Source organism: Leptospira kanakyensis, assembly GCF_004769235.1.
GTDB classification, from domain to species: domain Bacteria; phylum Spirochaetota; class Leptospiria; order Leptospirales; family Leptospiraceae; genus Leptospira_A; species Leptospira_A kanakyensis.
In genome coordinates this window covers 399,285-423,556 of record NZ_RQFG01000019.1, presented here as the reverse complement: position 1 = coordinate 423,556, position 24,272 = coordinate 399,285, and the positions used below count along the sequence as shown (strand labels likewise).

At 40.0% G+C, this 24,272-nt stretch carries 24 protein-coding genes; 11 read left to right on the top strand and 13 right to left on the bottom strand.

All coding sequences use genetic code 11. From position 1 onward, the window contains the following. The first annotated feature begins 4 nt into the window (after window positions 1–4). The gene (locus tag EHQ16_RS16335; protein WP_135632272.1) at window positions 5–1,105 is read left to right on the top strand and encodes a 5-(carboxyamino)imidazole ribonucleotide synthase; all 1,101 of its coding nucleotides are present in this window, start codon (window positions 5–7) and stop codon (window positions 1,103–1,105) included. Here EHQ16_RS16335 and murC read toward each other — a convergent pair. The 7 genes from murC to rsmH are packed head-to-tail and all read right to left on the bottom strand — an operon-like array spanning window position 1,100 to window position 8,729. Then, entirely contained in the window at window positions 1,100–2,527 is a 1,428-nt protein-coding gene (gene murC, locus EHQ16_RS16330) for a UDP-N-acetylmuramate--L-alanine ligase (RefSeq protein WP_135632271.1), read from the bottom strand. The two genes, EHQ16_RS16335 and murC, sit on opposite strands and share 6 nt — an antisense overlap. A 12-nt stretch (window positions 2,528–2,539) precedes the next feature. Further along, window positions 2,540–3,625, bottom strand: coding sequence for a UDP-N-acetylglucosamine--N-acetylmuramyl-(pentapeptide) pyrophosphoryl-undecaprenol N-acetylglucosamine transferase (locus EHQ16_RS16325; RefSeq protein ID WP_135632270.1), 1,086 nt, complete (start codon window positions 3,623–3,625; stop codon window positions 2,540–2,542). Beyond that, window positions 3,622–4,770: an FtsW/RodA/SpoVE family cell cycle protein gene (locus EHQ16_RS16320; RefSeq protein ID WP_135632269.1), complete on the bottom strand. Its 1,149-nt coding sequence runs from the start codon at window positions 4,768–4,770 to the stop codon at window positions 3,622–3,624. The genes EHQ16_RS16325 and EHQ16_RS16320 overlap by 4 nt, the downstream gene beginning before the upstream one ends. Before the next feature lie 23 nt (window positions 4,771–4,793). Beyond that, window positions 4,794–5,906, bottom strand: coding sequence for a phospho-N-acetylmuramoyl-pentapeptide-transferase (gene mraY, locus EHQ16_RS16315; RefSeq protein WP_135632268.1), 1,113 nt, complete (start codon window positions 5,904–5,906; stop codon window positions 4,794–4,796). Between the two features lie 17 nt (window positions 5,907–5,923). Next, a complete protein-coding gene (locus EHQ16_RS16310; RefSeq protein ID WP_135632267.1) occupies window positions 5,924–7,444 on the bottom strand; it encodes a UDP-N-acetylmuramoyl-L-alanyl-D-glutamate--2,6-diaminopimelate ligase in 1,521 nt (506 codons plus the stop codon). Further along, complete coding sequence (locus tag EHQ16_RS16305; protein ID WP_135632266.1) at window positions 7,444–7,797, bottom strand: hypothetical protein; 354 nt, start codon at window positions 7,795–7,797, stop codon at window positions 7,444–7,446. The genes EHQ16_RS16310 and EHQ16_RS16305 overlap by 1 nt, the downstream gene beginning before the upstream one ends. Continuing rightward, window positions 7,785–8,729, bottom strand: a complete 945-nt coding sequence (gene rsmH / locus EHQ16_RS16300) for a 16S rRNA (cytosine(1402)-N(4))-methyltransferase RsmH (RefSeq protein ID WP_135632265.1) — start codon at window positions 8,727–8,729, stop codon at window positions 7,785–7,787. The genes EHQ16_RS16305 and rsmH overlap by 13 nt, the downstream gene beginning before the upstream one ends. 72 nt (window positions 8,730–8,801) lie before the next feature. Between rsmH and EHQ16_RS16295 the strand changes: the two genes are divergently transcribed. Then, complete coding sequence (locus EHQ16_RS16295) at window positions 8,802–9,320, top strand: HIT family protein (RefSeq protein ID WP_135632264.1); 519 nt, start codon at window positions 8,802–8,804, stop codon at window positions 9,318–9,320. On the opposite strand, the gene EHQ16_RS16290 is transcribed toward EHQ16_RS16295, so the two are convergent. Then, window positions 9,317–10,174 carry a CheR family methyltransferase gene (locus EHQ16_RS16290; RefSeq protein ID WP_135632263.1) on the bottom strand — a complete coding sequence of 286 codons (858 nt, stop codon included), beginning with the start codon at window positions 10,172–10,174 and terminating at the stop codon, window positions 9,317–9,319. The two genes, EHQ16_RS16295 and EHQ16_RS16290, sit on opposite strands and share 4 nt — an antisense overlap. A gap of 71 nt (window positions 10,175–10,245) precedes the next feature. Between EHQ16_RS16290 and EHQ16_RS16285 the strand changes: the two genes are divergently transcribed. Further along, on the top strand, window positions 10,246–10,992 hold the full coding sequence (locus EHQ16_RS16285) for a menaquinone biosynthetic enzyme MqnA/MqnD family protein (RefSeq protein ID WP_135632262.1): 747 nt from the start codon (window positions 10,246–10,248) through the stop codon (window positions 10,990–10,992). Here EHQ16_RS16285 and EHQ16_RS16280 read toward each other — a convergent pair. The 4 genes from EHQ16_RS16280 to EHQ16_RS16265 form a co-directional block, all read right to left on the bottom strand. Then, window positions 10,989–11,633: an LIC11874 family lipoprotein gene (locus EHQ16_RS16280; RefSeq protein WP_135632261.1), complete on the bottom strand. Its 645-nt coding sequence runs from the start codon at window positions 11,631–11,633 to the stop codon at window positions 10,989–10,991. The genes EHQ16_RS16285 and EHQ16_RS16280 overlap by 4 nt on opposite strands. Window positions 11,634–11,671: 38 nt before the next feature. Beyond that, on the bottom strand, window positions 11,672–13,096 hold the full coding sequence (locus EHQ16_RS16275; protein ID WP_135632260.1) for an ammonium transporter: 1,425 nt from the start codon (window positions 13,094–13,096) through the stop codon (window positions 11,672–11,674). A gap of 9 nt (window positions 13,097–13,105) precedes the next feature. Further along, window positions 13,106–14,926, bottom strand: coding sequence for a GAF domain-containing SpoIIE family protein phosphatase (locus EHQ16_RS16270; protein ID WP_135632259.1), 1,821 nt, complete (start codon window positions 14,924–14,926; stop codon window positions 13,106–13,108). Window positions 14,927–15,097: 171 nt separating this feature from the next. Further along, window positions 15,098–16,105: a hypothetical protein gene (locus tag EHQ16_RS16265; RefSeq protein WP_135632258.1), complete on the bottom strand. Its 1,008-nt coding sequence runs from the start codon at window positions 16,103–16,105 to the stop codon at window positions 15,098–15,100. A gap of 47 nt (window positions 16,106–16,152) precedes the next feature. Here EHQ16_RS16265 and EHQ16_RS16260 point away from each other — a divergent pair, with 47 nt between their 5' ends. Further along, entirely contained in the window at window positions 16,153–16,581 is a 429-nt protein-coding gene (locus EHQ16_RS16260) for a hypothetical protein (RefSeq protein WP_135632257.1), read from the top strand. 82 nt (window positions 16,582–16,663) lie between these two features. After that, complete coding sequence (locus EHQ16_RS16255; protein WP_135632256.1) at window positions 16,664–18,112, top strand: AsmA family protein; 1,449 nt, start codon at window positions 16,664–16,666, stop codon at window positions 18,110–18,112. Between the two features lie 106 nt (window positions 18,113–18,218). Here EHQ16_RS16255 and typA read toward each other — a convergent pair whose 3' ends face one another. Further along, window positions 18,219–20,027: a translational GTPase TypA gene (gene typA / locus EHQ16_RS16250; RefSeq protein WP_135632255.1), complete on the bottom strand. Its 1,809-nt coding sequence runs from the start codon at window positions 20,025–20,027 to the stop codon at window positions 18,219–18,221. A gap of 118 nt (window positions 20,028–20,145) precedes the next feature. Between typA and rplU the strand changes: the two genes are divergently transcribed. The 6 genes from rplU to EHQ16_RS16220 all read left to right on the top strand — a co-directional run bounded on the left by rplU (window position 20,146) and on the right by EHQ16_RS16220 (window position 24,270). After that, window positions 20,146–20,454, top strand: a complete 309-nt coding sequence (rplU, locus tag EHQ16_RS16245) for a 50S ribosomal protein L21 (protein WP_135632254.1) — start codon at window positions 20,146–20,148, stop codon at window positions 20,452–20,454. Then, entirely contained in the window at window positions 20,455–20,784 is a 330-nt protein-coding gene (locus EHQ16_RS16240; protein WP_135632253.1) for a ribosomal-processing cysteine protease Prp, read from the top strand. It abuts the gene before it with no gap. Window positions 20,785–20,787: 3 nt separating this feature from the next. Next, the gene (gene rpmA / locus EHQ16_RS16235; protein ID WP_100742967.1) at window positions 20,788–21,045 is read left to right on the top strand and encodes a 50S ribosomal protein L27; all 258 of its coding nucleotides are present in this window, start codon (window positions 20,788–20,790) and stop codon (window positions 21,043–21,045) included. A gap of 77 nt (window positions 21,046–21,122) precedes the next feature. Continuing rightward, window positions 21,123–22,148: a GTPase ObgE gene (obgE, locus tag EHQ16_RS16230; protein ID WP_135632252.1), complete on the top strand. Its 1,026-nt coding sequence runs from the start codon at window positions 21,123–21,125 to the stop codon at window positions 22,146–22,148. After that, on the top strand, window positions 22,135–23,001 hold the full coding sequence (proB, locus tag EHQ16_RS16225; RefSeq protein ID WP_135632251.1) for a glutamate 5-kinase: 867 nt from the start codon (window positions 22,135–22,137) through the stop codon (window positions 22,999–23,001). The genes obgE and proB overlap by 14 nt, the downstream gene beginning before the upstream one ends. A 3-nt stretch (window positions 23,002–23,004) precedes the next feature. Further along, the gene (locus tag EHQ16_RS16220) at window positions 23,005–24,270 is read left to right on the top strand and encodes a glutamate-5-semialdehyde dehydrogenase (protein WP_135632250.1); all 1,266 of its coding nucleotides are present in this window, start codon (window positions 23,005–23,007) and stop codon (window positions 24,268–24,270) included. The last annotated feature ends 2 nt before the right edge of the window (window positions 24,271–24,272 follow it).

The window sequence follows — 24,272 nt, the reverse complement described above, 5'->3', positions numbered from 1 at the left end:
ATATATGAAAATTGGTGTTTTGGGATCTGGACAACTAGGCCAAATGATGTGTTTGGAAGCCTTACCTCTGGGTTATGATTTTTATTGTTATTCTCCTGATAAAGAATCACCTTCCGCAAAAGCTGGTGCTTTGGCAACAGTGGCTTCTTATGAATCATTCTCTGAAATCAAAGAATTTCTTTCTAAGATCAATGTTTTAAGTTTTGAATTTGAAAATATTCCAAAAACTACCTTAGAGTATTTAGAAACTTTTTCAGGACAAACTCCCATTTTCCCTCCTCCAAAATCTCTAATCATTGCCCAAGATCGGGCACTTGAAAAGACACATTTTCGTAAATTAGGGTTTCGCACTGCATCTTTTTTTCACCTAACAAAAGAAAGTGCGAAATTTGAAATTGCCATTCCCTATCCATGGATCATCAAAACTCTTAGATTTGGTTATGATGGGAAAGGTCAGGTAAAAATTGGAGACGCAGCCGATTACAAAGTTTTTTTAGAATCTGCCTTTGTTAAGGGAGAAGAAGAATACCTTATTGAAGAAGTAATTTCATTCCAAAAAGAAATCAGTATCATCCTCACACGTTTCCAAAATGGAGAAATTGTCTGTTATGGTGCCGTGGAAAATGAACACAAAAATCATATTTTAGATCTTTCGATTTATCCCGCCAGAATCCCCACTGGCCTTAATTTGGAAGCAATTGAAATGGCATCCAAACTTGCTGATTCTTTGGATTATGTAGGTACAATGGGTGTGGAATTCTTTTTAAAAGACAATCATTTGTATTTAAATGAGTATGCCCCTAGACCACACAATACAGGACATTTCACGCAAGACTGTCAAAGTCTTTCTCAATTTAGTTTACATGTTTCTGCTATCACCGGCAATCTTCCCCCAACAGATGTTAGGCCAAAACCTACACTTATGAAAAATATTTTGGGTAATGAATTTGAGGAAAGTTTATCCATTGCCCGCTCTCTTCTCAAAGATGACAGATACCAATTACACCTTTACGGTAAAAAAGATGCTAAAATAGGAAGAAAGATGGGACATATGAATTTTAAGGGAAGTTTAGAGGAAGTAAATCCTCTCTTCCATGATTTATAATTTAGGGTTTTCTTTTAATAACTGAAGGCCCCAGTCTCTCACATTTCCAGCACCTAAACAGAGTAACATATCGTCTTTTTTCAATTTGGATTGGATGACGGAAAGATCCAAATCCATCTCCCCTTTTAGAAATTCAGTATGTTCTTTATCTAAAAAAGGAATAAAAGACTCATGTGTGATTCCTGGAATTGGAGTTTCGCCTGCCGAATAAATGGGTAGAAGGAAAAGAACATCTGCTTGGGACAACGACATCGCAAGGTCTTTCAGTAACAATTCTGTTCGAGTGTAACGATGCGGTTGGAAAAGGACAACAAGCCTTCCCTTCGAGTTTAGTTTTTTCTTAAGAGAACGAATCACTATTTCAATTTCTGTGGGATGGTGGCCATAATCATCCATCACTGTAATTCCTTTCCAATCCCCTAGTGTTTCTTGTCTACGTTTTACACCAATATAACGGGAAAGGATATCTGTAGATATTTTGATAGAAACTCCTGCAATGGATGCGCCCACAAGAGCCACAAGGCCATTGGTGAGATAATGGACACCCGGGTATGGTAAACGGAGGGATAAGGATTCAAATCCCGGAAATTCAAATTCTAATCTATCATCTTTAATTTGGTAAATGACAGAAGTGAGTTTGTCTTTTAGGTTTGATTTTAAGTTTAGAAACCAATCTGATTTTGTATCTTCAGAATCTAAACAAAGATAAAGTTTGAAATTGGGATTTGTGGTAATGTTTTTTGTATAGTGTTTGAGTACATCCCGAATCCCTGGATCCGAAGCATAAAGGACTGTGGTTCCTTCCACTCCAAAACCCATATATTCAAAAAAAGCATCTTCTAAACGTTCACGGGTTTTATAATAATCTAAATGGTCGTTATCGATATTGGTAAGAAGGCGAACTTGTGCTTTATGTTTTAAAAAAGTACCGTCAGATTCATCTGATTCATAAACGGCAAATTTTCCCTCTCCCATTTTCCCCCCACGTTTTTCTAGAAGACTGGTGTCTCCACCAATCATAATGGTTGGGTCATACCCTTGTTCCGAAAGGATTTGTGAAACCATCGTTGTTGTGGAGGTTTTGCCGTGACTTCCTGCAACAGAAATTGACTTCTGGTTGGATACCAAAAGGTGCATAAATTCAGATCTATGTTTGAGTTGGATATTTTTTTCTTTAATTTCATCAAACACTTGTTTGTGTTTGTCGTTGATAGCAGAACTATATACCACCATTTCCATTCCCTCTAAGGAAATTTCGGAAATATCGTTTTTAATGATGGCACCACGTTCTTCTAAAAACTGGGTTGTGTCGGAATTTTTTTTATCGTAACCAAAAACGGAAAGTTTTAAATCGAGAGCCATATGGGCTAAACTCGACATCCCACTTCCACCAATTCCTAAAAATAAAATCGGACCTCTCATAAAAAAATCACTTCAGTCTTTATCAGTAAAAAAATAAGAAACGGTTTGGTAAGCTGCATTCACATTCGAAAGAGCTAAAGATACATGGCCCATTTCTCGTAAGATTTCGGAATGATCTTTCCATCCAAGTAGAATCTGTACAAGTCGTGTGGGGTCTTCCGATGTGGAATGAATGGTCACAGCTGCACCTTGTGATTCGATATAATTGGCATTTTCTTTTTGGTGATTGTCTGCTGCAAAGGGATAAGGAATGAGAATCATTGGGAGACCAAATACCAAACACTCTGCGAGAACACCGGCTCCAGACCTTGCTACCACAATATTGGCCCATTCATAATTGGGTTTCATATCATTTGCATAAGAAATGATTTCCGCGTTGCCAGAGGATTTAGACTTTGTTTCCTCATATAAGGATGTTCCAGTGAGTAATCTAAATTTGTATTTAGATGCAATCTCTGAATTTTCCATAGTTTTAAGAATCATTTGGTTGAGTTGTCTTGCCCCTTGCGAACCACCCAGAACAAGAACATTCACTGTATTTTTTTTCCCTTCGTGTAAATTTTCATTTTGGCGAATGTTTAAGTGTTCCGGGATGACACGTTTTCGAATCGGATTCCCAATTGTTTTTCCTTTGATCGCATAACCTTCGCTTAATGGAAAACTGAAGGCGATTTTTTTGGAAAAACGAGAGAAGATACGAGTGATTTTTCCTGGAACACAGTTTTGTTCACAAAGATACAATTGTTTTCGAAAAAGGATAGCATATAGGATCGAAGGAAGACTGGAATATCCTCCCATTCCAATCACCGCCCTTACTTTCAACCTGTGAAAAAGAAGGATGGTTTTCATAAATGGAAAAAGGAATAAAAGTGGATAAATCAAAGTTTTGATACCACCTAACTGAGGCACATTATGCCATAGAACTTCGCAAGGCGGATTCAAAAGATCGGGATTGTCTTTATTGCGGATCAGGGAATGCAAATATACCGCATCAAATCCAAAGGAAGAAATTTTTTCTGCCAGAACTTCTGCCAGGGCCACACCGGGCGATATATGTCCACCGGTTCCCCCGGCTGCAATCAATACGGAACCACTCATAATACCAAATTCTCTTTACTCGTGATGTTGGCAAGAATTCCGAATAGGATGAAAATTGTGATAAGAGATGATCCCCCATAACTTAAAAATGGCAGGGAAATTCCGGTCACTGGAACAATTCCTGTGATGACAAAGAGATTTAATATAGTTTGGAATCCAAAAAGGATAAGGATCCCTGATCCGAGAAAGAACCCAAGTTTGTCTTTTGTACGTAGGATTAAAAAGTAGATCCGAAGGAATAAAAAAATTACGACTGATAAAAATATAAGAAATCCTAAAAAACCAAAATCTTCCACAAAGGAAGCCATCACAAAGTCAGTATGGCTATAGGCCAAATAACGATGCGCATAACCGGAACCCACCGGACGACCAAAACTTCCTCCATCAAAAAATGCACGAAAACTTGTCACAAGTTGGTGCCCTTCATCAAACCGAAATTTATAAGGATCGAGCCAGATTTCTAAACGTTTTTTTCTATATCCCACCTGGGTGACAAGAACCACAAGGAGTGGCAATACAGAAGCACCTAAAATAAAGAGCCGTTTCATCGGAAATCCAGCCAAAAGAACAAAGAAAAATAAAACAAGAAGGAGTTCGATTGTCGTTCCAAAGGCGGGTTCGATTACAATCAATACTAAGGTGGCAAAAATCAAAAGAACAGAGACAATTTTTTTCCGATCCCACTTTACCTTTTTGAAATCAAAATTATAGAAAAAATATGAGGAAAAAAGTAAAATACTGATTTTTGAAAATTCCGAAGGTTGGATTTGAATCCCTCCAATTTGGATCCAACGATTAAAACTCCTTCCATAACTAGTTCCTACTGATTTGCCAAGGCCTGGAATAAAAACAGAAATGAGAAGTAACAAACTAAGGACAGAAAATAGAAAAGACCATCTAACTAAAAATTGGTATGGAATTTGACTAAAAACTAAAAAACTAAAAATTCCAATAAAACCCCATAACAATTGTTTGTTTAGGTAATAGTTGGAATCAGAAAATTCTCTTTCGGCGGGAATGACAGAGGCACTGTACATCACTACAATACCCATTCCAAAAAGCAAAAAAATTCCATATAGAACTGGCCCATCAAACCTCGAAGTTCCAAATCGAAAGAGGTTTTGAATCGGCCTATAGATTTCCATGCTTTCGATTGAACCTTGGTCGACTATTGGATCTTTAGTGTAGACAAAGTGATGATGGCAAGGATGATCCCAATGATCCAAAACCGAATCACTACCTTTTCTTCCGACCAACCGGACAATTCAAAATGGTGGTGTAAGGGAGCCATCTTAAAGATTCGTTTTCCAGTAAGTTTAAAAGATCCCACTTGTAAAATGACACTCACTGCTTCAGCGACAAAGATTCCTCCAAGGATCACAAGGAGGATTTCTTTTTTTAACATAATCGCAACAAGACCTAAGGTAGAACCAAGAAACAAAGAACCGGTATCCCCCATAAAAACTTGTGCGGGATGGCAATTGAACCATAAAAATCCAAGTAAGGCACCAGAAAGTCCAGCAAGGAAAACCGCATATTCATGCGAACCAGGTAAATAGGGAATGTGCAAATAGTTTGCTGCCGAAGGTGTTCCCGATACATAAGAAATGAGAGCAAAAGTCGCCGTTGCAATCACAACGGTTCCGGAGGCCAGTCCATCCAGTCCATCAGTAAGATTGACCGCATGCGAACTGCCTATCAAAACGATGATGGCAAAAGGAACAGCAAGTAGTCCCAAATTCCAAACAGGTCCTTTCACAAAAGGTAAAAACAAATCGGTAATTGTAAACACAACACCTTTCGTGGCATTTGTATTGGATTTGCCGGTAAAATAAAAATAAAGAGTGGTGATGGAAACAGCAAAGAAGATGGTCACAAGAAATTTAGTTCTTGCTCGCATACCCCCTTTGATTTTTTTTACGGACTTCATATAGTCATCAGTAAACCCAAGTCCTGCAAATAAAATGGCAGAGACCAGAAGTAACAAAACATTTAAATTAGAAAGATTTCCCCATAACAAAGTAGAGACGGTCAGAGACAGGATCATAATGAGCCCACCCATCGTTGGAGTTCCCGATTTTGCCGCATGTGACTGCGGACCATCATTTCGAACAGATTCTCGAAATTTTAAGGAAAGTAGGAAAGAAATCAAAGCCTTCCCAAAAAGAAAGGTGATGAACATAGAGGTAAGACCCGCCATCATGGCTCGTAGGGTAACATAACTAAAAACTCGTAAAAAACCATAATCGTTTCCAAACGATTCATAAATCCACTGGAACATTTTATTTCCCCTATCGCCTAAAGTCCTAAATTTTGAAATCCATTCTCTATTTCTTCGAAATCTACAAATTTTGTTTTTTCTTTTCCAATGATTTGGTAAGTTTCGTGGCCTTTCCCAGCTACCACTAAAATCCCATCTCGTTCGAGTAGTGCCACAGCTCTTTGGATGGCAACCCGTCGGTCAGTAATTTTTTCATACCTTTTGAAACCACGAGAAAATCCTGCTTCGATTTCATCCAAAATGGATTCTGGATTTTCGGTTCTTGGGTTATCAGAAGTAAGAATGACAAAATCTGATAATTTTTCCGCAATTTTTGCCATTAGCGGTCGTTTGGTGCGGTCTCTATCCCCTCCACATCCAAAAAGACAAATGAGTTGTTTCGGAGCAATTTCCACACAACTTTTTAAAATATTTTCTAAGGCATCGGGAGTGTGAGCATAATCCACAACGGCAATTCTGGATTTGTCAGGATAAGGAACCACATGAAACCTGCCTGGAACTGTGGGAATATTCTCCAAACAAGAAATCACTTCTTCCCAGGGAAATCCAAGTTCATAAGCAATTGCGAGAGCAAAGGAGGTATTAAAAACATTAAAATTTCCCAGGAGATTGGTTTTGATAGAACGAACTTCTACAAATGGTAAATTTTTTGCTTTTTTATGAAATCTATATTCGCTCTGCAATAACGAAAGTTTGGTGTTTGAGAAATTAAATTCCCCAGCCTTTCCAAAAACAAAAATCGGAGATTTTAATTTTGCCTTTTCGATTCTTTGGATCATCTCGGTTCCAAAAGGAACATCACCGGCCACAAGTCCGAATTTATTTTTTACAGATGATTGTTCTAAAAGTTGGAAAATTTTAAACTTACTTTCAAAATAATCATCCATATTAGAATGAAAGTCCAGGTGGTCTTGGGTCAGGTTTGTAAATCCAGCACAAGTAATTTCTAAACCTGCGACCCGTCCGAGTTTCAGTCCATGGCTACTCATTTCCATAAACACATACTCAATTCCTTCCTCTAACATTTGTTTGAGTAAAAGGTTGAGAGATGAGGCATCGGGAGTTGTATATCCAGATTCTAAAATTCGATCCATAATTTGGATTTGTACGGTTCCGATAAGAGCAGCATTTTTACCGACTTTTCTTGCTAGGTGGAAAAGGATAAAAGTTAAAGAAGTTTTTCCGTTGGTGCCGGTGATGGCGACAATTTTTAGTTTTTTCGCAGGATTACCGGCAAGAAAACAGGCGATTTTTCCGTGTGCTTCACCGACTGCATCTTCGGTCTCAAGGATCACGGGAAAAGATTCCAATCCTTTTAATTTTAAATGGCGTTTGGAGACAAGGACAACCTTCACACCAATCTCTTTGGCCATAACCAAAAAGGATTCTTGTCTTTCTATCGTATCATCGGGTAAAACAAAAATATCACTGGGTTTTAGTTTACGACTGTCTGCCCAGATATAATCCACTTCAATAGAGTTATCCCCTTGGATGAGTTTGATTTCGGGGATTCGTTTGATGATTTCAGATAATTTCATTATTTGTCTTTTGGATCCAAGTTTGGGATGGGAGGAAGTTCAATGGTGACTGTTCGGTTTCCTAAACTAATGGGTAAAAATTGGTAGGTTCTGCGGTAGAGAGTTTCAATTCGTTCGGCGGAAGTGTAGGCCACGATCCCAATTTTTAGTTCGTCGTTTTTACGTTTTAATTCTTCTTTTGTGGATGTTCGTTCGTGGATTTGTCTGGCTAGTTTTGCTTTGGTCAGTCCTTGCCAGACCACAAAATAAAAAAAGATGAGAAAGGGAAACAAAACCACCAAAGGTTTTAATGGAGAAAAAAAATCCAGGATTCGTCCCGGAATGTTTCCTATTTTTCCTTTCATCGTTCCCATCTCTTATTCAATATCGGTTCTATTTTTTGAATGCCCCGCAATTTTGCAGACCGAGAGGCACGGTTTTCTCTGATTTCTGTGTCGGTTGGGAGAATCGGTTTTTTTGTTAAAATTTCAAATTGGTCATTGGCTTTTAGGTCTCTGAATGTCCATTTTACAATCCGATCTTCCAATGAATGGAAGGAAATGCAGGCCAAAACACCTCCCGTTTTCAAACAAGCGGCAATATTTCTGATTCCTTTTTCAGCATGTAACAACTCTTCGTTGACCTCAATCCGAAGTGCTTGGAATATCCTTGTCGCAGGATGGGTTTCTTTGGGCCAAAACTTTCTAGGGATCGATGACTCCACAAGTTTTACCAGATCCGTGTTGGTTTCAAATTTCTTTTTATGTCTCGACTGTACAATGTTATTTGCAATCTTTAAGGCCCAACGTTCTTCTCCATATTCCCAAAATACTTTTTTCAGATGGAGGACTGTGCTATAATTAACTACATCGGCGGCAGTTTTCCTGCCCACTTGGGGTTCAAGCCTCATATCCAGGGGTTCTTCATTTTTAAAAGTAAACCCGCGACCAGAATGTAAAAAATGAAAAAGAGAAACTCCTAAGTCTACCAGTGCCCCATCAAGGCCAGGGCAATCCAAAGATTCCAATAGGTCTTGGTCCACTTCAGAAAAGTTCATTTGGAAAGCATGTACCCGATCGAGGGAACCAATGACGGATAAAATTTCTTTTTTGGCTCGTTCTAACATCACGCTGTCACGATCGATCAAAATGAGTTTGGCATTCGGAAAGGTCTGTAAAATGAGTTTGGAGTGTCCACCTTCCCCAGCAGTACCGTCAAGGAACCATTGGGGTTCGGGGCTATCCGTTTTTTGGAGTAAATCGATGACTTCTCTGGGAAGTACGGGAATATGAGGCGATTCTGACACTGTTACTTTCTTACTGTATACCTGTCAAAATCCTTGCAATCCTTTAATCCTTTAGGGAGATTGAAAGTACCAATGAGTTCCTATGAAGAACACTCCCATAGAAAAAACCTCTTCAGTATAGGGAAATTGGGTTATGCCAAAGGAGATAGACCCAATGTGGACTGCATTCTTTGTGGGGTGCGTGATAAAAACGAAATTGTTCCCAATCTGACCATTGCAGAAACAGAACTTTCAATAGTCTCCATTAACCTATTCCCTTACAATCCGGGACATATCATCATCTTTCCCAAACGTCATATCATTCATTACCTTGAACTAACAGAAGAGGAAGCTTTAGACATCCATAGACTCACACAAAAAGCCATGAGGATTCTTGAAAAACAATGGCGGGTGCAGGGATTTAATATTGGTTACAATCTTGGGAAAAATAGCGGGGGATCGATTCCGCATATCCATGAACATATCGTTCCTAGGTTTCCCAATGAGGCAGGTTTTTTAGACGTAATTTCCAATACAAGGATTGTGATCTACGAACCCTACCAAATGTGGGATGACTTAAAAAAACTTTGGGTAGAAGAAGTAACCGACTAATCTTTCTTCTGATAGATGGTATGCCCCAAAAACTTAAAACTATCTGAGATTCCAAACATCGTTTCCGAGTGTCCTAAAATCAAATATCCTTTTGGTTTCAAACTGACTTCGAAGTTTTGAAATAACGTTTTTTGGGTGGGTTTATCAAAGTAAATCACCACATTCCTACAAAAAATTAAATCCAATTTTTCGGTAATAGGAAAAGGAAAGTGTAAAAGGTTAATTTGTCTAAAGTCAATCAGAGCTTTCAAATGAGGTTTGGCTTCATAAAACACATGGTCTTTGTCTGAGGTTTTGATGAAATGTTTAGATTTCATGGCTTCCGAAACAGGTTCCAATCTTTCATCACGGTAAAGGCCTTTCTTTGCAGTGGCAATCACTTGCGTATCAATGTCTGAGGCGTAAATTTTACAATTCCAACCTGGTTTAGAATTAAAATATTCATAAACCGTTATGGCAATGGAATAAGGTTCTTCCCCTGTAGAAGAAGCAGAACACCAAATGCGTAATGTTTTTGGTCCACCCGCTGCAGCAGCTTGTTCGAGGGAAGGAAAGTATTGTGTTTTTAGAAATTCAAAATGATGGTTTTCTCGGAAAAAATCTGTTTTGTTTGTTGTTATGCGGTTGATGAGTTCTTGCATTTCATCAGTCGCAAATTTTGGATCAAGTTTTAGTTTAGCAACATAATTCTCAAAACTAACAATCCCCAATGTCCGAAGTCTTGCATTGAGCCTGGACTGCACCATGATTTTTTTATGCGGTGCTAAAAAGATACCTGCTTGTTTGTACACTAAATTCTTAATGAATTCAAATTCAGCATCACCGATTGTGTTTAAAGATGTTCGAAAGTCCAAGTTGTCCTCGTAAGTGATTCGACACCCTTTTCTATTTCTGACAAGTTGTTTTTTATAAGGGATACTAGATAATGAAAATAGGCATCGTAAAACACCTGAATGCCCGCCCCCTCACCCTCTATTTCGAGCGAACTTCCGGATATTCACCAGTTTACGAGAATCCGAGTGTCCTGATTGAACTCCTAAAAAAAGGAGAGTTAGACTGTGCTCTTGTTTCTTCTATTGAATGTGAAAGAAATCGTGAGACTTTGGACTACACGACAGTGGTCGGTGTCTGCGCAAGGGATGTCGTTCGTTCGGTCCTTTTTTTCCGTCATGAATCAGAACCGGGTGCACCAAAGGTAGTTTATACAGACAAAGGTTCTCGTTCGAGTGTGGCTCTCCTCCAATGCCTACTTTTTAGAGAATTTGGAAAGTTAGTGGAGGTGGTTCCAACCCCTGCTTCGGAAATTTCAGAGATGATGAAAGAGGGAAAAGGATCACATTTACTTTTTGGAGACCATGCTCTTTTGCAAACACCAGTTCCTGGCTATCAGGTGGTTGACCTTGCGGAATGGTGGAATCGTTCTACAGGATTGTATTTTTGTTTTGCTTTTTGGGCCTTTCCTAAAGGAAAAGTTTGGGATGACAGACTATTTTTAACGGCTCTAGAATACGGACTGAAAGAACTCGATTCGATCATCAAAGAAGAAAAGAGACTTCCCATTGCCATAACTGATAGGTATCTCAAACAAGAGTTACACTATATACCAGAGAGTAAAAATTTAGATGGGTTTGATTTGTTTATCAAAACCGCAAAAGAACTAAAACTCGTTTAAAAAAAACGAATTTTATATTCCCAGGTTTTGGAATCCGGATTTTCCAAAGTTTCTTGGAGAGGAATTTGGTAAGTTAAATTCCCTAGTCCAATGAATCCTCTGTTGGAACTACATTCTGAATCTTTGGGAAATAAAACCTTAAATTGTATACGTCCTTCTTTGAGAAGTCTGGATGTTTCCGAAATGATTTTTTTCTCACCCGCCCCGGCTTCTGTCACAACACTGTCTGTTAGGTTAGGAAAATCTCTTTTGATGAGAAGGGTTCTCGGTTTGGATTTGATAGAAAAGGTTCCGACAAGTACCCCTTCTAAATGTAAAGGGTCTTCAAAATCTAATTTATAAGATACTTTTCCTTTTCGTTTGAAATACATATCCGTTGTTTCTGATTTTTCTAGTTCGCGAAAAGTGAAATCCCTCACCTGTAGGTTGTTATTCGACTTTTTTTTGACGGACCCTATGATTTCTTCCTTGGAAGTCGGTAGGAATTTGATGAGTGAGTCGTTTGAGTCCTTTTTTAGTGGAACTGTATAGGTAATCTCCACTGTCCCGGAACTTTGTTTTCGAAACAAAATGGTTTCTTCGTATTCAAAACAACCAAAAAGGAATAATAAAATGAGGGTAAAAGGAAGGAAACGAAACACACCCTAGGCTTCCCATATAGAAAGCCTAGGGTCAAGGACTATTTGGAAACGGGGTAAGCCTCGTTTCCGTGTTCTAAAATATCGAGTCCGAGTAACTCTTCTTCTTCCGAAACACGAAGTCCCATAGTTTTTTTGATTACATAAAACATAAGGAAACTTGTCGGAAAAGCCCAAAGGAAAGCAGTCACCACACCGATGGCTTGGGCTGCAAACTGAGCAAAACCTGCTCCTGCAAAAAGTCCTGTTTCTATACTGAAAAGCCCTACCGAGAGTGTCCCCCAAGCCCCACAGACACCGTGAACGGAGACAGCACCAACAGGATCATCAATTTTGATTTTATCTAGAAATAGGACAGATACAATCACAAGCACACCGGCTACCGTTCCAATCACAACGGCACCTGTAATGCTTACGACATCACAGGGTGCTGTGATGGCCACAAGACCGGCAAGTCCCCCATTTAAGGTCAGACCAATTTCCGGTTTTTTAAATAAAAGCCAAGTGAGAATCATCGCAGAAATAGCTCCCGCACAAGCAGACATGTGAGTGACAACGGCAATCCTTGCAAAACTTCCACCTTCGATAGAAGTCGTCGAACCAGGGTTAAACCCAAACCAACCAAACCAAAGAATAAACACACCGAGAGCAGCCATAGACATATTGTGTCCTAAAATGGGATACACTCTGCCATCTGTTTGGAATTTCCCCATCCGTGGACCCACCACGATAGCTCCGGCAAGACCTGCCCAAGCACCGACACTATGAACGACAGTAGATCCGGCAAAATCATGAAACCCAACACCTTCACCCCCACCGAGGCCAAGAGATTCCAAAAATCCTATAGAAATTCCGTTGAGGCTTCCCCAAGCAAAAGACCCAAAGATCGGATAAATGAAGGCAGTGATGATGATGGAAAACACCAAATAGGCAGAGAACTTTGTCCTCTCTGCCATTGCCCCTGATACAATGGTCGCAGCCGTTGCCGCAAATACAATTTGGAAGATAAAAAAAGTATATTTAGCAGGATCCATACTTCCATCTTCTGCATTGATCAGACTTTCTGCAAAAGCAGGAACCCCCACCCCAAATCCACTTAAGAGTTGAGGTCCAAACATAATCGAAAAACCAACTACCCAATAGGCAATCGCTCCTACTGTTAAGTCAGAGAAGTTTTTCATAAGGATATTCACGGCATTTTTTGCCCTAGTGAATCCCGCTTCCACATAAGCGAATCCTGCTTGCATAAAAAATACAAGAAAGGCTGCGATACAGGTCCAAACCCAGTTTGACTCCTGTTTGGTTGTTTCTAACGCTAGTTTGGTTTCCGCTAAGGATGCCTTAATGGTCGCCATTTCTTTTGCCAATGTTTCTAGACTCTCTTTGTTGCCATCTGCCTCTTCAGCTCCCAAGGAGGAGGCAACCAAAAAGACAACTAAACTAAATAAAATTCCAAATCGTTTCATAAACTTTCCTTAACTAACTTTCTGCGAATGTGATTCTAACCTTAAAAGTGAAGTTTTTAATTCCATACTTTGAGGTGTGTTCTTTACGCCTTGTTGCAATACTTTGATTGCTTTTGGTTTCGCATTTTCTTTCAAATAACATTGTGCAAGTAAGATACTTGCTTTCGCAAAACTATGGTCACTCGAAAGAGCCATCTTTAACGCCCGTTTTGCTTCGGAAATCATTCCGGCTTTATAATAAGCCCGTCCCATCATAAAATGAGATGCTGCTGTATTATCCCCAGAGGTTCGTAAATACTCTTCCAAATACCGAATCGCTTCGTTGTATTTTCCGTCTCGGTAATACATTTTTCCCAAAAATACCAAAATTTCCTTCAAGGAAGAATCGATGCTAAAAGCTTTTAGGGCCTGAGCATAAGCCTCTTCCATTTTCATTTTGGAATTGGATTGTTTCGCAAGTTGGATGTAATGCGAAGCTTCTGGAATGGAATCCCCACAATAGAGGAATAAAAAACTTAAATCATCTCCATTGGGAACGTCACCTTGGTAAGCCCGAAATCTTTCAACAAAAGCCGCTGATAATTTTTTTAAATCTACCTTTCCACGACCTTCCATAACAAGTTTTTCTCTTTCGTCTTGTAACCACGTAAGGATTCGATCCACTCCCACTTCGTCTTTTAAATGGTTTCTTTGTTCGCTAAATCCATCTGAAATTAAGAGGAGAAAATCTCCCGGTTCCAATTTACCTTGTTTTTCTTCGTAATCAATTTTTCTGACAGGAAGAATTCCGAGAGGAACACCTTTGGTATCATACTGAATGAAGGTATCATCAGCAGCTTTGTAATGTAACATACGTTGGTGGCCTGCATTTACATAACCAAAAGTATAATCGCTAAAAATACGAACCATAAAGGCAGTGAAGTAAGTAGACTCTGGAAGTTGTTCTCTAAGTTTTTCACCAAGTTCTTCCATAATTTCCGTAAGTCCAAGTCCAGCCATTACCGATCTACGAAACTGGTGGTGGATGGCCATGGTGACAAGGGCCGCTGGAATTCCATGTCCCGACACATCAATGTTAATTGCTGTAAGGGAATGGCCTTGTCTCACAATGTCCACCAAGTCTCCACTGACTTCTGCCATTGGCTCATAGTGACTTGCAAAATAGATTCCGTTCCAAGCACTTAAATCTTGGGGGAGAATTTGGCTTTGGACATTTCGTCCCATCTTCAAATCCCATTCTAACTGATTTAAGATGGCAGCCTCTCTCGCTCTTGCGGTGACAAGTCCTTCAATCAGCCTGACCCCATAAAGGGCTAGGGCCAATTGAGAAGTGAGGGCTTCGAGAATTTCTAAGTCATCAGTGATGTAAAAATTTTCACGTTCACTTTCTACGGCGAGTGTCCCAAGAATTTCTTCCTTTTGCATGATGGGAACACACATAACCGATTTTGTTGTTTCGCCCTCATCAAAGAAGTGGGCAGAGCGAGTGAGGTCATTGACTAGAACCGGTTCTCTTGTTTCAAAAACAGATCCGGAATACCCTTCTCCTGCCACTAAGTTCCGGCGAGGAGGTTCTGTTTCTTTGACAAACTTTACAGGAACGAGGAACTCTCCATCCCAAAGTCGGAGCGTAGTATTGTCCGACTCAAAAATTTCCTGACAGATCAGGATGACTTTGGAAAAGAGTTGGTCTTCTCTATCTAAATTAGCAAATTCTTTGGATATGTAGAGAAGGATCGCAATTTTATCTTTGTCTGTTAATCCTCCCACGACTTTGTTTTGTCCGCGGAAGTTGACGAGCATTCGTTTGGAAACTTTGAAATCAACCATATAGGATACCTTTCTGATTTAGATGCAAGTATCGTACCGACGATGCATCTCGCCTAAAGAAGTCAGAATATCATATATTTCTCTACATTATGTTCTAAGTTTGAGCGAAAGGAGTAATCTGCATTTATGGAAACCATCCAATTTGCTTATAGTTTAAGCAAATGCTGTTCATCATTGGAACTGAATCTGGATTTGTGCTGCCGCTCTGGTCTCTGCCCCCTCTCTTTCGGGAACACTGAGGCCCGATCTTTGCACAGAAACCGAATACAAATACCCTTCCCCTAACTCAGATGGAAAAATGGAACCTGCAATTCCTAAAGAGGCAGTATAAAATCCTCTCAAACTAGAATCAGCTCGGAACTCACGACCGAGTCCTGTGAGAACTTGGAAAGATTCTATTTTCCCTATCGCTAAACCTATGTTACCTGCATACATAGTTCGAATGGGATAAACATTAGAATTTGTCGCCCCGTTTAAAGAGATATGAGACCGTTCAAAAAAAGTACGATTCCCTTCGATTTGTAAATCAATCATTTCGGTAATTTTGTAACCAATACCAACTAATAAACGTTCCGGAAGTTTTTCCTTTAATTTTTCCGATCCTAAATATTTATCATACCTATAACTTCCGGGAGACTCTAAAATAACACCGAGTCGAAAATTACCGTATTGGAAGGCAGTGGATGCAGATACGTTCCATGAATAGGAACTATAGCCCCCAAGCCTTCCTGAAACTCCAGGCCCTAGGTGAAAGGCAAATGATAAGTATTCATTTAGTTTCCAACTGACAAAACCTTGGAAGGCATAATTGGAAAACCTTTCATCTGCAGGAAAGGAACGAAGGAAAACAGGTTTTCCTCGAAATCCAAATCCCAAGGAATCAGAATAAGAAAAATATAAGGCACCAGATAGATACAAGGGAGAAATTTTTGAATTCGCATAACTTGCGTTTACACCCGCATCAACTAAATGTTTTCCAGTGTCTGCGAGAAAGGCTGTATTTCCATAAAGACTTCCCATGGAGTTTTTGGTAACCACACCAGAGGAAGAAAGACCAAGTAAATATGCCGAAGGGTGTGCGGATTCATTACCAGAAATTTGTGCAAAGATACTTCCTGATACAAAGGGAAAGAGAAAAAAACTAAGGGAGAGGAAGTAGTATTTTCTTTTGAAAATCATTTACTGCCATTACTCCAAAGATTTATTGGAAAGAAAAGGGATTTCCCATGACAAAACCAATGTACAAACAATTTCGATCACCCCAAGGTTGGTATTCCTTTCTTTTCCCAGCCACTTGGGAACATATGGTCGTTGAGGAAATTCCTGCTTTTTTCCATCCCGACGGTGGGGGTGCACTACAGGTGTATGCCTTTGAATCAAAACAGGAAGATTTTAACGTAGACTACGAGTTAGAAAACTATTTAAAAATCCATGAAATTGACTACGATGCCGAAAACGTAGCTGTTTTTGAAAATAACGAAGGTTCCTCCATTCGCGCCTGTGAATTCTTAAAAGAAGACCGAGTTTGGATGGTTTATATGGTGGCCAATCATACAAGAATGCTCCTTGTGACTTACAACTCCGACGAAGAAGTGGGGGATGAACTTTTCCAACAACTAACCAATATCATTAGTTCGGTTCGATTTTTGAATTAATTTCTTTCCCTTTTTTACTTTACAGACAGAAAATTTAGCTTAGTCTCTATTCCACTCGTTAGTGTTGAAATTAGGAGACAATATGAAAAAAATAGGGTACGGAATTGGAGCAGCGATTGCAGCAATTCTCCTCATCGTAATCATCGCGTTAGTTTTTGCTGGGAGTTTCATCACCCCTAGTTTTCTTGTCAAACAAATCGAATCATCCATCAATGTGCGAGCTCATGTCGAATCTGTTAACATCAGTTTGTTCAATGTTCTTTCTGGAATCGAGATCGAAGGAATCATCCTTGCTCCGCGCGATGAAGTAGCAAACAAAGGAACACCTCTCGAGGAAAGAAAATCAAAACCCAAGGGTCTCATTCAGCTTGGAAAAGCGGATGTAAAAATTTCCTTTTTAGCCCTTCTCACGAAAACTTTAAAAGTAAATAAAATTGTTCTAAAAAAACCAGAGATCTCTCTGACTATGAATGAAGATGGTGGGAACAATTTAACTTCTCTTTTCAAAACACCTAAAATTGTAGATGGAGAAAAGAACCCAGCACTTTCCCCAGAAGCCTTAGCGGAAAAAAAAGCAGCAGAGGAAGAAGAAGCAAAAGAAAAAGCGAGTGCCCCTCCTTCTGGCCCATTTTCGATCAAAGACATTCCGATTGCCATAAAGATGGGACTTGTAGGGATCCAAGAAGGAACCATCCAAGTGAATATGCGTAAAACGGGCCAACAAATACAAATTCAAAAATTGGATTTAGAATTAAAAGACATTGATATTGATGGAAGCGATCTTGAGTCGCATAACAATGTTAATGTGAATTTTGATGCGGATGTCACAATCATTGGTAGAAACAAAAAAGAAGCAGCTAAGTTTCTATTGGAAACAGAAGGAAAACTAACACCTTTTGTGGTCAAAACGGGACTTGTAAATCCAAAAGTCATTTATGAAGTCACAATGAAAGAGGACTCTTTTTTGTCTGGGTTTGCTGCGTTTGATGCCATTGCGGGCGAACTTCCAGCATTAAACCAAGCGGGATTAAAACTGGATAAACTAAAGGAAAAAGCAGAATTGAAAAAAGACGTTTCCTTTAAAGTGGAATATAGTAATGGTAAAGTCACCTTCCTCGACGAACCAACCTTCCCAACTAAAAACTACGACTTACAAATCACCAAAGGATCGTACATCATCACCACAACAAACTACCATGAAATGAGAATGGGTATGCTTTACGATGAAGACGAATCTAAGAAGTCACTTGCATCCGTAGATGAAAAAATCAAACAAGCCACCAAAGGCCAAGGGGATCCCAAAGCCCTTCGCAATAAAATTGTTGGTAATCTCGTTAAAGACGAGAGGCTTTTCATTCCCTTTCGCACTTATGGAGACATTCGCAATCCAAATGTAGAACTTGGGGTAGGACTTGGAACTCTCACCGATCTAATTGGCGGAGCAGTCAAAGAGGTGATCAAAGGCAAAGCTGGTGACGCTTTGAAAAAAATTCCAGGTGCGGGAGATGCACTCAAAGGATTGGGATTTTAATCGTTAAAACGGCCTTTCCGCTTTGCTCTGTGTATAAAAAAAGGGACTAAATATTTAGTCCCTTTTTTGTTTGGTTTTAGAAATCAGTTAGAGTTTTGAATTCTACTTATCTTCCGCCGCCAGATCTTTTTCTCATGCTCGCATCCAAAACTTTTTTGCGAAGGCGTAAACTTGCAGGAGTCACTTCCAGAAGTTCATCATCATCTAAAAATTCAATGGATTGTTCCAAAGTGAGTTTCTTTGGTGGAACAAGACGAATTGCTTCATCCGATCCAGAAGCCCGAACGTTTGTGAGTTTTTTCTCACGAACTGGGTTTACTTCTAAATCAGAATCCCTGCTGTTCATTCCAAGAATCATACCAGGGTAAACTGCTACTTGTGGTTCAATGAAAAGATCCCCACGTTCTTGCACCTTCCATAGTGCGTAAGCAGTGGATTCTCCAGAGTCCATAGAAATGAGAGCACCGTTTTTACGACCAGGAATTTCGCCTTTGTATTTATCAAAACGTAGGAAACGGCTAGACATTACCCCTTCTCCACGAGTTTCAGAAATAAAATGACCTCTAAATCCGATCAGTCCTCTTGTGGGAATGGTGTACTCCACACGGGTGATTCCAGAAGTGTGAGCGTCCATTCCTGTTAACTCACCCTTACGGCGGTTTAGCTCTTGGATACAAGCACCTGAGTATTGGTCAGGAAGGTCCATCACGAGGGTTTCATAAGGTTCAATCTTTTCCCCAAGTTCGTTTTGTTTGATGATCACTTCTGGACGAGATACTTGGAGTTCGTATCCTTCTCGTCTCATGTTTTCAATGAGGATGGATAAGTGGAGTTCCCCACGTCCTAAAATTTTAAAACGATCTTTGTCTTCTGTTTCTTCCAAACGAAGAGCCACGTTCGTTTCGAGTTCGCGGTCAAGGCGTTCTCTTAAGTTACGTGTGGTAACAAATTTACCTTCTTTCCCAGCAAACGGTGAGTTGTTGACCATAAAGAACATGGAAACAGTTGGTTCTTCTACTTGGATGGCAGGAAGTGGAAGTGGATTTCCTAAATCACAAACTGTATCCCCGATGAATACATCTGGAATCCCAGCCATAGCTACGATATCTCCAGAGCCCGCTTCATCGATTTCGTAACGAGTGAGTCCTTCGTAACCGTAAAGTTTTGTGATTTTATAATTAGCAGTGCTTCCATTTGTTTTTGCAAGTGTTACATCAGCACTTTTTTTCATAGTTCCTTGGTAGATTTTACCAATGGCAATACGACCAACGTATTCATTATAATCAAGAGCTGTGACTTGGAATTGGAGGGCTTTGTCACTTTCGTTTTTAACCGCAGCCACATGTTCCAAAACTTTATCTAAAAGAGGTTCAATGTTTGATCCAGGAACTTCTGAAAGTTGGTTTACCGCCCAACCTTGTTTTGCCGAAGCATAGATGATAGGAAAATCTAACTGTTCTTCGGTGGCACCGAGATCACTAAACAAATCAAAAACTTTGTCTACTGAATATCCAGGTCTTGCCCCTTCGCGATCCACTTTGTTTACAACCACAATCGGTCTGTGCCCAAGTTGGAGTGATTTTCCAAGAACAAAACGAGTTTGTGGCATCGGACCGTCGAAAGCATCGACAAGTAATAATGTACAGTCTGTCATGGACAGAACTCGTTCCACTTCCCCTCCAAAGTCAGCGTGACCTGGAGTGTCTACGATATTAATGCGAGTGCCTTTGTATTTTACCGAAGTGTTCTTGGCAAGGATGGTAATCCCTTTTTCCTGTTCCAATGTGTTGGAATCCATGAGTCTTTCTCGGTCTTCTTTTGCGGTTACGGCGCCCGTATGGCGAAGGATACAATCTGTTAGTGTCGTCTTACCGTGGTCGACGTGTGCGATGATGGCGATGTTGCGAATTTCCATTGTTTTTACCAGAAATTCTAATCCAGTTAGGCTGTAAATGGGGATTTCAGTTTGACAAGAGGTGCCTATCAGAAAACCTGGTAAGAACTACATTCGAGAAAGAGATTAGGATAGTTATATGTTCGCCATCATTGAACTTGGAGCCAAACAATTTAAAGTGTCTCCTGACCAGGTATTCGTCGCAGAAAAAACAGGAAACTCGGTTGGAAGCACAGTAGAAACGAAAGTCCTACTCCTTTCCGATAACAACAAAGTGAACATTGGTTCACCAGCACTTTCCGGTGCAAAAGTGACTTTGAAAGTATTAGAAGACTGCAAGGGTGATAAAATCCACGGTTTCAAATACAAAAAAAGAAAGAACTACAAGAAGTCTTGGGGTCATAGACAACAACTCCAAAAGCTACAAGTAGTATCCATCAACGGATAATTGATTTATAGTAAGATTTTTAAAGATTTAGGAGGGAAAATCGCAGGAATCCAACTGGAAGGACATTCTCCCAAGGACTTAGGTTCGAAAGGCGAGAATCTTTTGTGTGCAGGGGTCTCCACTCTGGTTCAGAGTGCTCACTCTTACTTGGCATCACAAGGCAGTTTGGAAACGGAAGAAAAACGAGACGGTTATTTAAGGTTTTTAGTGAAACCGACCCAAAGAGATGGCTACCAAAGCCTACTTTCCATGGTTGAGTTTGGATTAAAATCTTTAGAAAACTCTCATTCCCAAGCGATTTCCATCCAAAACGAAATAATAAAGGGGTAAACAATGGCTACAAAGAAAGGTGGTGGATCCACAAAGAACGGTCGTGATTCGGTATCGAAGAGACTTGGTGTAAAAGTTTACGGTGGACAATTTGCCATCGCTGGTAACATTATTGTTCGCCAAAGAGGAACTGAATACAAACCCGGAAAAAATGTTGGGATTGGTCGTGACCATACCCTTTATGCACTTGTTGACGGTGTAGTGACTTTCGAACACGTAACTAGAGAAAGACAACAAATCTCCGTTTACCCGAAAGTGTAATCCTCTCCTACAGATGAGAGGACAAAACCCGTTTTAGGATCTCCCTTGAACGGGTTTTTTTTTGACCAAAGGAATATATGAGCGGATTTATCGACGAAGTACCCATTCAAATTCGAGCCGGACACGGAGGGGCAGGTTCTGTCCATTTCCACAAAGAGAAATTTGTAGAATTTGGTGGACCAGATGGTGGTGATGGGGGCAAAGGGGGCGATGTCATCTTTGTTGCCGAAGGTCGGATGATGACTTTGGAAAATTACCTCCCTGACCGTATGTATGCTGCCCAAGACGGAGAACCAGGACTTGGCCAAAACCGAAATGGAAAAAACGGCGAAGATCTGATTCTCAAAGTTCCTGTCGGAACCCAAATCATTGATTCTGTTACCATGGAACTCATCTATGATTTCAATCACGACGGCGAAAGTTTTACCATTGCTACGGGGGGACGCGGTGGAAAAGGAAATACCTTTTTCAAAACCTCTGTCCAACAAGCACCTCGTTATAGCCAACCCGGAGAAGACGGTGGAGAGCTTTCCCTCATATTAGAATTAAAATTACTCGCAGACATTGGAATTGTTGGGCTTCCTAACGCAGGTAAGTCGACCCTACTCGCAAAAATAACACATGCACATCCTAAAATTGCGGGTTATGCCTTTACTACTCTTTCCCCTAATCTTGGTGTGGTGCATAGACATGAAGATTTGTTTCGTTACACGGTAGCGGACATTCCTGGAATCATTGAAGGGGCTTCTCGTGGTGTGGGACTTGGGATTAGTTTTTTAAAACATATTGAACGAGTCCAAGGGATTCTTTTTCTTTTTGATGGTGGTAATTTACAACTCGAAGAAGAATTGGAAATGTTACGTAGTGAACTTGGAAATTACAACCAAACTCTTTTAAATAAAAAATTCTTAATAGTCATCAACAAAATGGATATTTGGGATGGTGACCCCGAATTCACAGCGGAGATCCAAAAGAACTATTCCCATTTAGGCGAAATCATTTGTATTTCTGCCGACAAAGAATCCAATTTAGAATACCTACTCGAACGAATTGACAAAGTATTTTTTGAAGACAAAGCAAAGTTAGTTTATGAAAACACGTAAGGATTTTTTAGACTCCATAAAGAAGGCCAAACTCATTGTGATCAAAATCGGAAGTGCTCGTGTTTCCGGTGAAGAATCCAAAATTAACGATTTTTTATATGATCTTGTTGGTGACATTCGCACACTTCGAGACCAAGGAAAAGAAGTAATCCTTGTTTCTTCTGGTGCTATTGCCCAAGGGAAAAAACTTCTGGTGGACCAAAGTGGCTCCCTTTCCTTACCCAATGGGAAAACCACATTGGCCGAAAAACAGGCATTTGCTGCCATGGGCCAAAACAAACTCCTCAATCTTTACGAAAGTTTTTTTAGTCGAGTGAATGTTCCAATTGCGCAAATTCTTTTTGGAAGAAAAGATTTAAATGAGGAAAAGAGTTTTACAAACCTAAAACAAACTTTCCGCCAACTCCTGGATTGGGGAATTTTACCCATCGTAAATGAAAATGATTCTGTTTCCACAGAAGAAATCAATTTAGGTGATAACGATATCCTATCTGCTATTGTTGCCTCCATTGTTGGAGCGGATCTTCTTCTCATACTTACTGGTGTGGATGGATTTTTAAAAGACCAATCTAAAATTGATTTATTCACTGAAATCACTAAAGAAACGGAAAAATTGGCAACGGGACCATCAGGACCTGGAACCGGTGGTATGTTTACTAAAATCAATGCCGCAAAACTTTTGTTACCGTACGGAATTAAAACGGGAATTGTGAATGGTGAGAAAAAACACGCAATCGCGAAGTTTTTTGAAGTAGAAAACTTTGGAACTTTGGTTGCCGATTCCTCTTTGTCACACCGAGTTCCCAATGCATCAGAAATCCAAACTCATTTTTTTTCCTTTCAAGCGGAGTGAACCATGGCAGATGAATTAACAAATTATGCGAAAGATTTAGCAACAAAAGCCAGACTAGCAAGTAGAGCTCTAAAAGGTCTTACCACCTTAGAAAAAAATGCTGTACTGGTGCGAGTGGAAGAACTGCTTGTCCAAAATGAAGCCGCGATCATCGAAAAAAATAAACTCGATATGCAGAATGGAAAAGAGAAAGGTTTGTCCTCTGCCATGATGGACCGCCTTCTACTGGATTCCAAAAGAATTAAGAACATGGCAAAGAGCATCGAAGAAATTCGGAATCTCCCAGATCCTGTGGGGGAAGTGGTTCGTGGAACCATCCTTCCCAATGGACTGGAACTGCTCACGAAACGTGTGCCGATCGGTGTGGTCATGACAATTTTTGAATCAAGGCCCAATGTGATCATCGATATTGCATCCTTGTCTTTTAAATCTGGGAACGCGTGTATTTTGCGCGGTGGTTCGGAAGCCTTTCATTCGAATTTAATCCTCTCTTCTTTATTCCACAGGGCAATTGAAGAAAAGAAGTTACCTGGTGTGACAAAAGAAGTGGTAACATTTGTAGAGAATACAAATAGAGAGGCTATGGTTCCTTTTTTCCAATTGGATGATCTGATTGATGTGATTGTTCCTCGTGGCGGCGAAGCCCTCATTCGTTTTGTTTCGGAAAATAGTAAAATTCCTGTCATCAAACATGATAAAGGGGTTACCAATCTATATCTATCAAACCATGCAAACACAGAGATTGTACTTCCCATTTTAATCAATTCGAAAGTACAACGACCTGGGGTTTGTAATGCTTTGGAAAACCTACTCATTCATAAAGACTATCCGAATATAAAGAAATTATTGGAAGATTTAGAATCTGCGGGAATCCAAATCCTCGGGGATGAATCCACTATCAAAGTTTTCCCTTCCGCCAAACAAGCATCAGAGGAAGACTTTTATACAGAATTTTTGGATACTAGACTCAGTGTTCGGATCGTATCTTCTGTTGGCGAAGCCATGGAAAATATTCGAAAATACAGTTCCGGTCATACAGAATGTATTTTATCGGAAGATGTAACAGAGATCCAAACTTTCCAAAAGGAGCTGGACAGTGCTGCGATTTTTGTCAACTGTTCCACCCGCTTTCATGATGGTGGTGAGTATGGACTTGGGGCTGAAGTGGGAATTTCAACTGGCAAACTCCATGTGCGTGGTCCCATGGGTCTCGTCCACTTAACAACAACGACAACTTATGTTACGGGAAGTGGACAAGTCCGCGCCTGAAA

What these genes read in the sequence shown, in the direction of transcription:
- EHQ16_RS16335 (WP_135632272.1), top strand. Translation starts at nt 5, where the DNA reads ATGAAAATTGGTGTTTTGGGATCTGGACAACTAGGCCAAATGATGTGT.
- murC (WP_135632271.1), bottom strand. Translation starts at nt 2,527, where the DNA reads ATGAGAGGTCCGATTTTATTTTTAGGAATTGGTGGAAGTGGGATGTCG.
- EHQ16_RS16325 (WP_135632270.1), bottom strand. Translation starts at nt 3,625, where the DNA reads ATGAGTGGTTCCGTATTGATTGCAGCCGGGGGAACCGGTGGACATATA.
- EHQ16_RS16320 (WP_135632269.1), bottom strand. Translation starts at nt 4,770, where the DNA reads ATGGAAATCTATAGGCCGATTCAAAACCTCTTTCGATTTGGAACTTCG.
- mraY (WP_135632268.1), bottom strand. Translation starts at nt 5,906, where the DNA reads ATGTTCCAGTGGATTTATGAATCGTTTGGAAACGATTATGGTTTTTTA.
- EHQ16_RS16310 (WP_135632267.1), bottom strand. Translation starts at nt 7,444, where the DNA reads ATGAAATTATCTGAAATCATCAAACGAATCCCCGAAATCAAACTCATC.
- EHQ16_RS16305 (WP_135632266.1), bottom strand. Translation starts at nt 7,797, where the DNA reads ATGGGAACGATGAAAGGAAAAATAGGAAACATTCCGGGACGAATCCTG.
- EHQ16_RS16295 (WP_135632264.1), top strand. Translation starts at nt 8,802, where the DNA reads ATGAGTTCCTATGAAGAACACTCCCATAGAAAAAACCTCTTCAGTATA.
- EHQ16_RS16285 (WP_135632262.1), top strand. Translation starts at nt 10,246, where the DNA reads ATGAAAATAGGCATCGTAAAACACCTGAATGCCCGCCCCCTCACCCTC.
- EHQ16_RS16275 (WP_135632260.1), bottom strand. Translation starts at nt 13,096, where the DNA reads ATGAAACGATTTGGAATTTTATTTAGTTTAGTTGTCTTTTTGGTTGCC.
- EHQ16_RS16270 (WP_135632259.1), bottom strand. Translation starts at nt 14,926, where the DNA reads ATGGTTGATTTCAAAGTTTCCAAACGAATGCTCGTCAACTTCCGCGGA.
- EHQ16_RS16265 (WP_135632258.1), bottom strand. Translation starts at nt 16,105, where the DNA reads ATGATTTTCAAAAGAAAATACTACTTCCTCTCCCTTAGTTTTTTTCTC.
- EHQ16_RS16260 (WP_135632257.1), top strand. Translation starts at nt 16,153, where the DNA reads ATGACAAAACCAATGTACAAACAATTTCGATCACCCCAAGGTTGGTAT.
- EHQ16_RS16255 (WP_135632256.1), top strand. Translation starts at nt 16,664, where the DNA reads ATGAAAAAAATAGGGTACGGAATTGGAGCAGCGATTGCAGCAATTCTC.
- typA (WP_135632255.1), bottom strand. Translation starts at nt 20,027, where the DNA reads ATGGAAATTCGCAACATCGCCATCATCGCACACGTCGACCACGGTAAG.
- rplU (WP_135632254.1), top strand. Translation starts at nt 20,146, where the DNA reads ATGTTCGCCATCATTGAACTTGGAGCCAAACAATTTAAAGTGTCTCCT.
- rpmA (WP_100742967.1), top strand. Translation starts at nt 20,788, where the DNA reads ATGGCTACAAAGAAAGGTGGTGGATCCACAAAGAACGGTCGTGATTCG.
- obgE (WP_135632252.1), top strand. Translation starts at nt 21,123, where the DNA reads ATGAGCGGATTTATCGACGAAGTACCCATTCAAATTCGAGCCGGACAC.
- proB (WP_135632251.1), top strand. Translation starts at nt 22,135, where the DNA reads ATGAAAACACGTAAGGATTTTTTAGACTCCATAAAGAAGGCCAAACTC.
- EHQ16_RS16220 (WP_135632250.1), top strand. Translation starts at nt 23,005, where the DNA reads ATGGCAGATGAATTAACAAATTATGCGAAAGATTTAGCAACAAAAGCC.